The 12,681-nt window shown below is 65.0% G+C and carries 10 protein-coding genes and 1 tRNA gene; 6 read left to right on the forward strand and 5 right to left on the reverse strand.

The window, feature by feature from the left end:
* The first annotated feature begins 32 nt into the window (after positions 1-32).
* On the forward strand, positions 33-857 hold the full coding sequence (locus tag MUN23_RS04795; RefSeq protein ID WP_248762359.1) for a class I SAM-dependent methyltransferase: 825 nt from the start codon (positions 33-35) through the stop codon (positions 855-857).
* A 60-nt stretch (positions 858-917) separates the two neighbouring features.
* On the opposite strand, the gene MUN23_RS04800 is transcribed toward MUN23_RS04795, so the two are convergent.
* Both MUN23_RS04800 and MUN23_RS04805 read right to left on the reverse strand, forming a co-directional pair.
* Positions 918-1,268, reverse strand: coding sequence for a DUF2516 family protein (locus tag MUN23_RS04800; protein ID WP_248762360.1), 351 nt, complete (start codon positions 1,266-1,268; stop codon positions 918-920).
* Positions 1,269-1,277: 9 nt separating this feature from the next.
* Complete coding sequence (locus MUN23_RS04805) at positions 1,278-2,468, reverse strand: PLP-dependent aspartate aminotransferase family protein (protein ID WP_248762361.1); 1,191 nt, start codon at positions 2,466-2,468, stop codon at positions 1,278-1,280.
* Positions 2,469-2,521: 53 nt separating this feature from the next.
* Between MUN23_RS04805 and tmk the strand changes: the two genes are divergently transcribed.
* From tmk to MUN23_RS04825, 4 genes are all read left to right on the forward strand, one after another.
* Positions 2,522-3,178, forward strand: coding sequence for a dTMP kinase (tmk, locus tag MUN23_RS04810; protein ID WP_248762362.1), 657 nt, complete (start codon positions 2,522-2,524; stop codon positions 3,176-3,178).
* Complete coding sequence (locus MUN23_RS04815) at positions 3,175-4,317, forward strand: DNA polymerase III subunit delta' (RefSeq protein WP_248762363.1); 1,143 nt, start codon at positions 3,175-3,177, stop codon at positions 4,315-4,317. The genes tmk and MUN23_RS04815 overlap by 4 nt, the downstream gene beginning before the upstream one ends.
* A gap of 21 nt (positions 4,318-4,338) precedes the next feature.
* Complete coding sequence (locus tag MUN23_RS04820) at positions 4,339-5,904, forward strand: alpha/beta hydrolase (protein WP_248762365.1); 1,566 nt, start codon at positions 4,339-4,341, stop codon at positions 5,902-5,904.
* Between the two features lie 108 nt (positions 5,905-6,012).
* Positions 6,013-6,085 (forward strand) — tRNA-Thr (locus tag MUN23_RS04825).
* A 515-nt stretch (positions 6,086-6,600) separates the two neighbouring features.
* On the opposite strand, the gene MUN23_RS04830 is transcribed toward MUN23_RS04825, so the two are convergent.
* Entirely contained in the window at positions 6,601-6,744 is a 144-nt protein-coding gene (locus MUN23_RS04830) for a hypothetical protein (RefSeq protein ID WP_248762366.1), read from the reverse strand.
* A 439-nt stretch (positions 6,745-7,183) separates the two neighbouring features.
* On the opposite strand from MUN23_RS04830, the gene MUN23_RS04835 reads away from it, so the two are divergent.
* The gene (locus tag MUN23_RS04835; RefSeq protein WP_248762367.1) at positions 7,184-9,361 is read left to right on the forward strand and encodes a fibronectin type III domain-containing protein; all 2,178 of its coding nucleotides are present in this window, start codon (positions 7,184-7,186) and stop codon (positions 9,359-9,361) included.
* A gap of 265 nt (positions 9,362-9,626) precedes the next feature.
* Here the strand turns inward: MUN23_RS04835 and MUN23_RS04840 are convergent, their stop codons facing one another.
* The gene (locus MUN23_RS04840) at positions 9,627-11,039 is read right to left on the reverse strand and encodes a sensor histidine kinase (protein ID WP_248762368.1); all 1,413 of its coding nucleotides are present in this window, start codon (positions 11,037-11,039) and stop codon (positions 9,627-9,629) included.
* A 2-nt stretch (positions 11,040-11,041) separates the two neighbouring features.
* The gene (locus MUN23_RS04845) at positions 11,042-12,214 is read right to left on the reverse strand and encodes a response regulator (protein WP_248762369.1); all 1,173 of its coding nucleotides are present in this window, start codon (positions 12,212-12,214) and stop codon (positions 11,042-11,044) included.
* Positions 12,215-12,681 lie beyond the last annotated feature (467 nt).

The following is a 12,681-nucleotide window of genomic DNA, read 5'->3' on the forward strand; positions in this document are numbered from 1 at the left end:
AGGGCCCCGCGTTACAAGGATAGGGTTGGGCCGTGGTGCAAAAAGCTGAACGCGTGAGCGCTCCCCATGGCCGGAGCAGCAGGCCGGTTGGAAACGTCACGCGGGGCACCACGAATCCCAACCGGATGCGGCGGGTGGACCGCTGGCTCACCGGCCCCCAGGCCTGGCGCCTGCGCGCGGCCGTTGACCCCCTCGTGGTTGACCTGGGCTACGGCGCAACGCCGGCCACCGCCGTCGAACTCTTTGAACGTCTCCGCGCAGTCCGCCCGGACGTCCGCGTGTGCGGAATCGAAATCGAGCCGGAACGCGTCCGGATCGCCAACGCGCTCGAGCGGCCGGGGCTCAGCTTTCAGGTGGGCGGTTTCGAATTGCCGCTGCCCGGGCGCCCCGTGCTGGTCCGCGCCTTCAACGTCCTGCGGCAGTACGAAGAGGCCGATGTGGCGGGGATCTGGCGACTGGTCCAGGGCCGGCTCGCCCCCGGCGGGCTCTTTATCGACGGTACCTGCGATGAGATCGGGCGGCGGGTGACGTGGGTTGCCCTCGACTCCGAGCGGCCGTTGTCACTGAGCATGTCCGTGCGGTTCGGCAGCTTTGACCTGCCATCGGAAATTGCCGAGCGGCTGCCGAAGGCGCTGATCCACCGCAACGTTCCGGGAGAGCCTGTCCACCGGCTGATGCAAGCCATGGACCGGGCATGGCTGGAGTCGGCGCCGCTGGCGTCATTCGGCAACAGGCAGCGCTGGCACGCCATGTGCAGAGCACTGTCCGACGGCGGGTGGCCGGTTCAGGACGGCCCGGCGCGGTGGCGCCTGGGCGAGTTAACGGTGGCCTGGGAAGCTGTGGCGCCGTCGGTCTAGTGTGTGCCCACGCCGGCAGGGTTCCCTGAGCGAGCTTGCGAGCTGAGGGGCCGGTGGGGATTACCAGCCGCCGTAGGGCCCCGTATTACGGCTACCGCCGCGACCCGCGTCCTTGACGGCTGGCCGGACGTCTGCGAGGTAAATGGACGCTGCCACCACGGCCGCGAGCCCAAAGAGGCCAAGCGTGCCGAAGATTCCGCCGCTGCTGAAGAGCGAGATGGCGCCGATCAGGGTGGCGCCGCCGGTCAGTGCCAGCCAGAAGGTCTTGGTTCGTTTTCCGGTCGCTTCAAAGGCTGCGGACTTGTGCCTGACGCAGTCCAGCAGAGCCCACACTTCAAGTCCGAATGCCACCAGGGCAAGGATAAAATACACTGCCAGCTCTACAGGCCGAATTATCAGTTCACCGTCCACCGTCCAAGCCTAGCCGCCCAGCGAGTCGAGTGCCTGCTTCAAATCGGCCCAGAGGTCCTCAATATTTTCAATGCCGACGCTCAGCCGCACCAGGTTGTCCGGGACACTCAGCGGCTCAGCGGCGTGCCGGCGGCGCCGTTCGATCAGCGATTCCACCCCGCCCAGGGAGGTGGCTGGCAGCCACAGCTGCAGCGCGCGGACCAGTTTGTCCGCGGCGTCTGCTCCGCTCAGGCCGGCAACCGGCGTGATCTGCACGCACACAATCGAACCGAAGCCTGACATCTGGGTCTTCGCCCGTTCGTGGCCTGGGTCCGTGGGAAGGCCCGGGAAGCGGATGCTTTCGATCAGGGGGTGCTTGCCCAGGCGCTCCGCCAGGACCGCGGCAGAAGCCTGAGACCGTTCCACACGCAGCGCAAGGGTCCGGAGCCCGCGCAGCGCCAGCCATGCCTCGAACGGCCCGGCAATACCGCCATGAATGATGCGGTGGTGCAGCAGCGCTGCCCTGATGTCCGGGTTGGACGTCACCAAGGCGCCGAGGACGACGTCGGAATGTCCGGCCAGGTATTTGGTCACCGAGTGAAGAACGACGTCGGAACCCAAGCTCAGTGGCTGCTGGACCAACGGCGTGGAGAACGTATTGTCCGTCACCACAATGGCGCCCACCCGGTGGGCCGCCGCGGTGAGTTCGCGGATATCGGCGATGCCCAGCATCGGGTTGGTGGGGCTCTCGAGCCACAGCATCCTGGCCGCTTTCGCGTCCGGTCCCTGCGGCGCGAGCTGTGCTTTGACTGCGGCAGTGTCCGTGATGTCCACAGTCCGCAGTTCCAGGAAGCCCTTCTGCGCCAGCTCCGTGGCCATCACCAGGGAGCCCGCGTAGCTGTGCGACGGCATCACGAGGACGCCTCCGGCGGGCAGCAGGGACAGGGCCGAACTGACGGCCGCGAGTCCAGACGCGTAGAGCAGGCCCGGCAGTTCAGATCCTTCAAGCTGGCCCAGGGCCTCCTCAAAGGGATCCCAGGTGGGATTGGAATAGCGGCCGTAGCCCCGGTCCCCGTCACCGAGCGCTCCCGTCCCGAAGTACGTCGAGGACAGCACGATGGGCGGGTTGACGGGCTCGTTCCGCTCACGCGGCGGCCGGCCGGCGGCAACCACCACGGTTTCGGCCGACAGGGAAGCTGCGTACTGTTCCGAGAGACTCATGGAGAAAGCGTACTTGGACGTGCGGTGGCTCCCGAAGTCGGTAGTCTAGACCAGTGACCACCAACAGCCCTGGACTTTTCATCGCCTTCGAGGGCGGCGACGGCGCCGGCAAGTCCACCCAGGCGGCCCGTCTTGCCGAGGCTCTGGAAACACGTGGCCTGACGGTCCTGCGGACCCGCGAACCCGGCGGGACGCCCATTGGCGAAAAACTGCGTTCCCTGGTCCTGGACCACGGCCATGGCCACATCGACGCCCACACCGAGGCACTCATCTTTGCTGCCTCCCGCGCGGCGCATGCCAGCCAGGTGATCCGCCCGGCGCTGGAACGCGGCGAGGTTGTCCTGACGGACCGCTACATTGATTCGTCCGTGGCGTACCAGGGGGCCGGCCGCGATCTGGGTGCCGACGCCGTGCGTACCCTCAACGAATGGGCGACGTCCGGGCTCCAGCCCGACCTCACGGTGTTGCTGGACGTGGACCCCGCTGACGGCCGCCGCCGCCGCACAGCCGGCGACGCCGCCGAAGACCGCCTTGAGTCAGAGGCCGATGATTTCCATTCAACAATCCGCGGGGCGTTCCTCGAACTGGCCTCCAGCCGGCCGGATACGTATCTGGTCCTGCCGGCGGATCTGCCCGTCAACGAACTGGCCGCGCGGATCCTCACCCGCGTTGATGCCTTGCTCGCGTCTGCAAGCCGGGGCGCCGCATGACTGTGTGGGACGACCTTCAGGGCCAGCCCGCCGTCGTCGAACAGCTCCGCCTTGCCTCGCGGGGCGAAGGACTGACCCATGCCTGGCTGTTCACGGGCCCGCCCGGATCCGGGCGTTCCAACGCCGCGAAGGCCTTCGCGGCAGCCCTCAACTGCGATCAGGACGACGTGGCCAGGCGCGGCTGCGGGGAGTGTCCCGCCTGCCTGACCATCCTCGGCGAGACCCATTCGGACGTGACGTACGTCAGGACCGAGAAGGTCACCATCACCATCGATGAAGCCCGTGACCTGGTATCCAAGGCCGGCAACCGGCCGTCGTCCGGGCGCTGGCGGATCATTGTGGTTGAAGACGCCGACCGCATGGCCGAGCGGACCACCAATGTGCTGCTGAAGGCCATCGAGGAACCCACGCCGCGGACCATCTGGATGCTGTGCGCACCGTCTCCCGCTGACGTCCTGGTGACCATCCGTTCGCGCTGCAGGGCCGTGGCCCTGCGGCTGCCGCCGGCCGCCGACGTCGCCGCTTTGCTCGTCAAGCGCGACGGCGTGGACCCGGTACTCGCAGAACGCGCTGCCCGCGCGGCGCAAAGTCATGTGGGGATCGCCCGCCGGCTGGCGCGGGACCCCGAGGCGAGGGAACGCCGGCTGGAAACGGTGAGGTTCCCCCTGGGTCTGCGCGGCGTGACCGCAGCGGTGATGATGGCGGACAAGCTGGTGAAGATCGCCACCGCTGAAGCCAACAGTTCCAATGAAGAGCGCGACGCCGCCGAGAAGGCTGCGCTGCTGGCCACCCTGGGTGCCCCGGAGTCAGGGACGCTCCCGCCGACCATGCGCAGCCAGGTCAGGCAGCTGGAAGACGACCAGAAACGACGGGCCAAGCGATCCATTACGGACTCGCTGGACCGGACGCTTACGGACCTCCTGTCGTTCTACCGGGATGTGCTGATCATCCAGCTCGGGAACGCCGTGGAGCTGGTAAACGTTGAGCTCAGGGGTGAGCTGGAGGAATTCGCCGCCCGGTCTGCCCCGGAAACCACCCTCGCCCGCATGGACGCCATCAACAAAGCCCGCCAACGCATCACCACCACCAACGTTGCACCGCTGTTGACCATTGAGTCCATGGCAGCCAGCCTGATCTAGCAACTACTAGGAGACCGCTCGATGACTGCACGCCCCCTGCCCGCACGCTCCCGATCCCTGGTGATTGGGCTGCGGGCTGCCGGCGCCCTGATCCTGGCCCTGACGCTGGCCTCGTGCGGCCTCTTTGGCGGGAACACACCGGACGCGGCCCCCGCCACGGCGAAGGCAGACCCTGCCATCGTGGCGTCCGCGCCCGCCGGCCTGGACACCTTCTACGCCCAGGAGGTTGTGTGGGAGCCCTGCGAAAACGGCTTCCAGTGCGCCAAGGTCACCGTGCCGATGGACTACGCGAAGCCGGACGGCGACACGATCCAGATAGCCGCGCTGAAGGCTCCCAGCACGGGCAAGAAAACCGGCAGCCTCCTGGTCAACCCGGGCGGTCCGGGCGGATCCGGCTACGACTTCGTCAAGGATGCGGCCGGAACGCACTTCTCGCAGTCTGTCCGGGCCAACTACGACCTGGTGGGCTTTGATCCCCGCGGCGTCAAGCGCTCCGCCCCTGTTACGTGCCTGACGGATGCCGAACGGGACGCGTCCCGGGCAAAGGTCTACGCGCTGGATACCGACGCCGGGCTTGCCACCGCGTTGGCCGACAACAAGGCCATCGCCGAGCAGTGCGCCGCAAAGACCGGACCTGTACTGGGCCACGTCGACACCGTCAGCGCGGCCAAGGACCTGGACATCCTGCGGGCCGTGGTCAATGACTCCAAGCTCAATTACCTGGGGTACTCCTACGGAACGTTCCTTGGTTCAACCTACGCCTCGCTGTTCCCGGACAACGTGGGCCGTATGGTCCTGGATGGCGCCCTGGATCCGTCCATCAGCAACGAGGAGCTGACCAGCGGCCAGGCCGTGGCGTTCGAAAAAGCCATCAGGGCCTACGTGGCCAGTTGCCAGCAGGAATCCTCGTGCCCGCTCAGCGGGAACGTGGACAGCGGAGTCCAGCAGATCCGCGACCTCATCACCGCCGTCCAGAACACACCTTGGCAGGCCAAGGACGGCCGCCTGGTGAACGCCACGATGTTCGTCAGCGGCCTCATCACTCCGCTGTATAACGACCAGAGCTGGCCCGCCCTGACCCAGGCCCTCGAAGCTGCACTGAATGGTGACGCCAGCCTGATGCTCCGTCTGGCGGACCTTGGCGCTGACCGCGGCGTCGATGGGAAGTACACGTCCAACTCCACCTTCGCCTTCGGCGCCATCAACTGCCTGGACTACCCCATGGTGTCCGATACTGCCGCCATGCGCGCGGAACAGCAACAGCTTATGGAGGCCTCCCCCACCCTGGGCTACTTCTTCGCCTACGGCGGCACCAACTGTGTGGACTGGCCGTACAAGAACCTGCGGACCCCCGCCCCGGTGGAATACACCGGCGACGCTCCCATCGTGGTTGTCGGAACCACCGGCGACCCTGCCACCCCCGTGGAATGGGCCGCATCCTTGCGCAAACAACTGGGCAACGCCTCCCTGCTGACCTGGCAGGGAGAGGGCCACACCGCCTACGGCCGGGCCAACAGCTGCCTCGAAGACGCCGTGGACAAGTACCTTGTGGACGGAACGGTTCCCGCCGACAACACCGTCTGCTGAGGACTTCTGCGGAGGTGTTTGGGGCGCCCATTTTGACCCGGGCGCAGGGACTCTATTACAGTTGACTCTTGCATGAACCGCCCGGTTACGCCGGGCGAATAGTGCGGTGCTTCCTTAGCTCAGTCGGTAGAGCGTTTCACTCGTAATGAAAAGGTCATCAGTTCGATTCTGATAGGAAGCTCGGGATAAACCCCCTAGAAACCAAGGTTTCTAGGGGGTTTTTCGCTGGTTAAGCTGCAATACGTGACTGTCAGCCGGATCCTCCTGAAGGACCCGCTGGGCGGGAATCGCGCATGAAGCCCTGTATCTCGCGCGAACGGACACTTGAGGCCCCACCGCTGGAGCGTCGTCCCCTCCCGGAGTGATCATCTCCGCGGCGGTCAGTTTTTTCGGTATTCCGGGTGCGCATCACGGCGGTCACGCCGGCTGCCAGTCCCAGCAACCCGGCTGCCAAACCGGTCCAGCCCAAGGCGCTGGTGTCAGTGGCGGCGGTGGTCGTTGCCGAGGCGGCGACCGTCTCCACGGCGGGTGCGGAGCCGTGCCCACGCCCGGCAGCGGTGGTCACGAACGAGGGTGCCGGCTTTTTTGGCGCCTCCTTGCCCGCGACTTCAGGCTCGTTCCAGTTGACGACAGTCCCGCAATGTGACCGAAACCGTGGTGGTTTTGGCTGTGGGTCCTCATTGGGGACCCGGAAGGTCAGTTCGGAGAAGCCGCCAGCCTCGGTTGACGCGGAGTCAACGTGAACGTGTGTGCAGACGCGGCATCGGCGCCGAAGACCATCAGGCCGGCGGTCGCTGCAACGACGGCAATGCCCTTCAGCGCGGGAATAATAGTGTTCATGACTATCGCCTTTCGCGGGCACTGCCGGGCGGGGTCGGTGGGCACGAGAGCGGTTCCTTATGGGCCCCAGTCGCAGCTTGAGACTAGCGGCGGGTGCATGGGAAAACCTCGATGCTCCACGGCCAGGCTCCCGGCGGCTCCTAGGGAATCCCTAGGTGCGTGAGTCGGTAGTGGTTTGACGGTTCCTTGGGAAAAGCCAGTCATCGTGTCCTCAGCCGGGGCTTGCGGTCCTGTTCTGCCGGATAGTGGCCAGCGTTTCCCCAAGGTGGGCTTCCTACGTTGTGATTGTGCGTGAACCCTTGCGCACGCACTCAGGATCAGTGAGGTTGTCATGAAAACTGCACTACACGAACCAGGAGAGCCGAGATACCGCGTCCAAAGTTATAGAAGGGCCGGGATTATTGGGTCGGTCACCGCCGTACTCTGCGCCACTTCCCTCTTGGCCATCCCCACCGCCAATGCGGCCGTCCCGGCGTTTCCGAACAACCTGGTGGTCTTTCCGGATCGGGATTTCGTCACGATTGAGGGCTACCAGGACAGAGTAGGCCAGACCGCCACGGTGGTGGTCCGCCGCGGAGCCGGAGTGGTCGGTTCCGCGCAGGCCATCGTCGCGGCGGGAGACGTGGCCTTTGAAATCAACCACCCCGGCGGAGTCTGCTGGGGCGCCGGGGCGGGTCCGAAGGTCACCCCCGACATTCAGCCCGGTGACTCCGTGTCCATCAACTTCGACGGCAAGGAGGCAGGAACCACCACCGTCCAGGACACCTACGTCAATGACGCCTCTATCCGGAACGGCAACACCGTCACCGTGAAAGGTCATGTCGCGGCGGGAGTCAACACGGACCAGATGGAACAACGTATTGTCGAGCCCGCCCTTAAGGACACCGCTGTAGGGCGCCGCGACGTCCGTGCAGCCCCCGGACCGCAGACAGCGGAAGTCGGCTACCGGTCCAGCCTTGAATTTGGTCTCGACGGCCCTAACACCTTCACCGCCACCTACGTCTTCGACGAAACCGCCGCCGCAGAGCTTGCGGCCAACGCAGGCGGTGCGCGCGCCATGGCCTGGCAAGAGCAGGATGTGGACGGCAACCGGCAGGGCCTGACCATTGCCGAGTACGGCGAGCTTGGCGGTCCCGGAATGGGCGGCTGCCCGAACGGGCCCCTGAATTCGGGCCCGGCCGGGCCAACGGACGTAAAAGCGGCCAAAGTCAACGGCGAACTCAAGGTGAACTGGACGCCCGCCCAGGCCATCCCCGGAACGCCGGCCATCACCGGCTACCGTGTGTCGGCAGTCGCCAAGACCGGGTCCGGAAACGAGCGGGCCGAATCCGGCGTGCGCATCAGCGATCAGACGGCCTCCAGCACCACCATTAGGGGTTTGGCAGCGGGACAAGAATATGACGTCTACGTGGCGTCCGTCAGCGGCGTCGGTGAGACGTACCCGGCCATCCATGCCATCCCGGAAACGGACACCACCTCCCCGTCGGTGACGGCCTCGCCCAACGGCGGAACCTTCTCCACCGCTCAGGAGCTGACGCTGAAAGCCAGCGAACAGGGCAGCGACATCTACTACACCCTAGATGGAACAGACCCCGTTTCCGGTGGCGTCAGCGTCCCCGGCTCAACCCTATACACCGGGCCGATAAACGTCGCCCAAAACAGCACCTTCACGTTCGCCGCCGTCGATCCCTCGGGCAACGCCTCCGCGAACGGCACCGTCGAATTCAAGATCACCAACGATCCTGTACCGGCCGCCCCGACCATCACCGGCGTGCCGAAGGCAGGCATGGGAACGGCGGAAGTGTCCTGGACAAAGCCCGACGCCGGAGCGGCGGGACTCACCATCAGCGGCTACACGGTCCAGGCCTACACCGCTGGCAATACGCTGTTTGGTAATCCCAAGACAGTGGGCGGGGACGTCACCACCCTGGTCTACGACGGGCTGAACGGCGACACTGAATACTGGTTCACTGTGAGTGCCACCAACATCAACGGTGCCGGACCCGAATCAGAGAAGAGCGCTCCCGTCACCGTCCAGGGTGCCGTTGTCGCGATTGCCGGACCGGATCAGACCATCGCCCGGAAAGCTACGGCCACCGTGGTCAGTCTGGACGGCACTGGATCCACGACGGCCGGTGCCACGTACACGTGGGAGCAGATCCTGACCGGACCCACAGATCCGGACACGGTCACACTCAACGCGTACACCTCGCTGACGCCAACCTTCGGCCTGCCGGTCTACAAAAACTCAATGACCAACAACCCGCTCACCTTCAAGCTGACGGTCAAAGTCGGCACGACGGAACGGTCGGACGAGGTCAAGGTGACACCCGTTCCGGACAGGGTCACCATCGCCCAGGCGCAATGGAAGAGCGGTGATTTGAGGATTGGCGGCACCAGCAGCGTCGTCGGCGGCATCGTCACAATCCGCGTTGGCGGTCCTACCGGTAGGGTACTGGGCCAAGTAAACGTCACGGCGGCAGCCGCCCCAGAGACCGGCGGCGTGTACAGCCTCCGGCTGCGCAATGCCGCCGCCGGCACGGCCAACCCCGGCACTGTCTGGATCGAATCCACCGTAGGAGGCACTGCCGGACCGGTATCTGTGGTGAATAAATAACCAGGAGGCTTTCACCACCACGGCCCGGTGGCTCCCGGTAAGTTCCGGAAGCCACCGGGCCGCGGTGCGTTCCGCTACTTCGTGCGGTTGTCTGCGCTGACCAGCCTGCGCAGCACATACCTGTCCTTCATATTTACGTACCGGGGGTACGGGGCAGCACGCGATGGCCTTCGCTGTTCAGATCAGGCCGCTTCTTCGTAGTAATGCCAACGAGCAGCCCATGCTGTCCTCGCCCAACGCAGCAGCCCCGTGGTTTGAATAAGGCTCAGGTAGCCGTGGGTACGGCCAAGTCTTGCCTCGAGGACATGGCAGGACGCCTGCCGGCGAAGCGGCCGGGAGGCGGGGCCACACCGAACGTCGCGGTCACGGAGGTTCCGGCCCCCGGGGCGGAGCGGACTTCAAAGGCGCCGCCGGCCTGCCGAATTGTGTCCCCAAGGATCCTCAGGCCAAGGTGGCCTTCCGCACGTGGCTCGCTCGGGTTGAAGCCGATGCCGTCATCGGAAACTGTGATCTGGGTGCGCTGGCCGGCCTGCCGGATCCGGATTCCAACGGATTGCGCCGAGGAATGCTTGCTGATATTTACCAGGGCTTCACGCGCCACACGATAAAGCAGAACGGCCCGGTCCCGGTCCAGCACGAGCTTGTCCGGGATCTCAACAGTCAAGCCTATGCCGCGCTCCACCAGGGGCGCCTCCAGCCTCATGAGGGAAGCCTTGAGCCCGAGCTCCTCGAGGTCGGGCGGATAGAGTTCACTGGTCATTGCCCGCAGGGTGCGGATGTTGTTCTGGAGCATCGTCCGGGCATTCGTAAATACATGTTGTAGCGCCGGTGGGCCGCGGCGTTCCTCCGATTCCAAGGCATACGCAAGCCCGGACAAGTCCTGGATCACCTCGTCGTGGAGTTCGCTGGCGATATGTCGGCGCTCCTGGTCTGATGCCTCTATCGCACACCGCAGCAATGCGTTGCGGGCCGCCTGATGGTCCTGGATCCTCCTTACCAGGCGGACGGCCGGAATGAGTTGCGCCAGCTGAAGAACGGCCAACGCCAACACCATTGGCGGGATCATGCCCATGAGGACTACGTGCTGTTCACGGCGCACCCCGTCGCCGGAAGAGTACGTTTCGAAGATCATCGCCGCTCCGCTCTGGGACGCGGAGCGGACGTAGACCTCCACGAGTTCGCCGGAGTTCGCCTCAAACTCATTTTCTTCGGCCGTCTGGGTTTCAAAGGTTGCCGTCGCTGGCCCGCCGTTAAGGAGCAGGCGTGCCCATTCCTCCTGTTCGAAATCCTGCCCGATGAGCGTCGCGACATCCGAGTAGACCACCCGGCCGCGGTCGTCCCATACTTTGATCCTCGTCACGCCGCTCTCCGCCAGCCAAGGCTCCAGCCGCTGATCGAGCAGTTCCAGCGCAGCGGGTTCGCGGGCAAGGAGCTGGCCTGTTATCAACGGCCCGACGACGTTGTCGGCCAAACGCTGGGTGATGTCCCGTGCATTTGCCAAGGCATGCCGTTCCGCTTCGGCCCAAATCCAGAGGACAACGGGAGTGGCCACCAGGACGAGAGCCACTAGACCGGCCGTGAGAAAACGTGCCACAGCATCCCTGACCTCACGCCGCTCAGCGGCGTCACGGCCCATGTTGGCGGTGCGGGTGGCCTCCCTCGTGTGAAATCTGCGCATTGTCAGTAAGCCTGGTCACTTCCCGAAGGCTCCGGCGCAGAAGCGGCGGCGCCCCACCTCGCCACCAGGGAAGGATTAACGATCATGCCGCCTGCATGGGCGTGCCTCAGGGTGTCCAACATGACTCCCAGGGCGCCGTCTTTCGGAAGGAATCCGCAGATACCCAGGCGGGCGGCCTCACGCAGAGCTTCCTGCGACGGATTACCCGTCAGCATGACGATCCGGGTGTCCGGTGCTTCAGAAAGGATGCGCTCGGCAGCCTTGAGCCCGGAGCCGTCAGGAAGATACAGATCCATAATGACGACGTCGGGCCGGAGGTCCCGGTGCATCGTCACGGCGGATGCCACCGACTTCGCGGCTCCTACACTTTTCAGGTCGGGTTCGCGGTCCAGCGCCCCAGCCAACAGGTCGGAAAACGTCGTGTGGTCATCAACGATCAAGATTCGCAGGCGTTCCGTTTCCTGTTTGGTCACCGTAGCAATGGGACGGTGCTCCGTGGCCACGTGGATGGGACCAAGGGCGTCTTCTGGCGCGGAAATTGCCGCTGTGCTCCTCAGGAGCCTGGCCTGTGCCTCTCTCAGCGCCGGACCCGGGACGCAGCCCAAGTCCTGGTCAATGATCCTGCGGCAGCGGTCAAAAGCCCGCAGGGCTTCCGTGTTCTCCCCATTCTGCTCCAGCCCAAGGACCAAGGCCGTCCATGCCCGTTCGTTGAGGGGATCTTCCTTCGCCGCCGCACCGCCCAAGGCAATTGCCATGCCTACTTCGCCCACGGAGAGCGCGGTTTCCGCGGCAACCACGCGGGTAAGGCCCACGCGCGCTGCGTGTGCGGCCCGCTCCTCCTCTGCCCAGGCAGGCAGCAACTCGTCCCCGAGCAGCGGAGCGGAAGCCAGGTCAAGTGCCTCGGTCAGCAGTGCCAGCGCCGCACGGGGCTCGGCGTGGCTGGCCTCCTTAGTCAACGTTTCGAACCGGTCCAGATCCAGATCCACCAGTGACCGGTCTATGGCATAGCCGCCAGTGACCGTTCGGAGGGGGCCTGTCCGCCCGGTGCCGGCCTGCAGGTGGCGTCGCAGGACGCTCACATAACTCTCAAGGGTAGGCAGGGCAACGGCCGGATGATTGCCACCCCATAGCAAATCCATGATTCGGGTCTTGGACACTGCCGAGCCAAAATTCATCAGAAGAATTTCGAGCACCTGTCGGGGTTTGGGTCCGCCAAGGTCGTTGGCGCTTAGCTGTAAGTTGCCGCGGCGAATCGTCAACGGGCCAAAAACCGAAATCTGAAGCACCGGCGTTTGCGGTGACGCTCCAGGAAGGAGACCTGCCTGGCCTCTGTTATTTGGCAGTTCCAAGGTAATCACGAAGGCATCCCCCAAGTAGTCCGGTGCTGCGTGGTTCTCATTGAACTGGTGGGCAAACACGCGAACAACAGTGCTGAGTACTCGCATGTTGAATCGTCAACACTTGGTACTGCGGGCCCCTACGCAGAACCCAGCCAGAGGAAACCCAACAATGCCGTTGGGAGAAGCCACCTGCGAGAAGCGTTCGCGCTGGTGAACCCATAGATTCACCATCAGTTTCCAACTGTTGGGAATACCTTAGGTAGCGCGGCGCGGGAGGACTCGCCGTCGCCTAAGGATTCCCC

Source organism: Pseudarthrobacter sp. SSS035 (assembly GCF_023273875.1).
Taxonomy (GTDB): Bacteria; Actinomycetota; Actinomycetes; order Actinomycetales; family Micrococcaceae; genus Arthrobacter.

What these genes read in the sequence shown, in the direction of transcription:
- MUN23_RS04845 (WP_248762369.1), bottom strand. Translation starts at nt 12,214, where the DNA reads ATGAATTTTGGCTCGGCAGTGTCCAAGACCCGAATCATGGATTTGCTA.
- MUN23_RS04815 (WP_248762363.1), top strand. Translation starts at nt 3,175, where the DNA reads ATGACTGTGTGGGACGACCTTCAGGGCCAGCCCGCCGTCGTCGAACAG.
- MUN23_RS04820 (WP_248762365.1), top strand. Translation starts at nt 4,339, where the DNA reads ATGACTGCACGCCCCCTGCCCGCACGCTCCCGATCCCTGGTGATTGGG.
- MUN23_RS04830 (WP_248762366.1), bottom strand. Translation starts at nt 6,744, where the DNA reads ATGAACACTATTATTCCCGCGCTGAAGGGCATTGCCGTCGTTGCAGCG.
- MUN23_RS04840 (WP_248762368.1), bottom strand. Translation starts at nt 11,039, where the DNA reads ATGCGCAGATTTCACACGAGGGAGGCCACCCGCACCGCCAACATGGGC.
- MUN23_RS04805 (WP_248762361.1), bottom strand. Translation starts at nt 2,468, where the DNA reads ATGAGTCTCTCGGAACAGTACGCAGCTTCCCTGTCGGCCGAAACCGTG.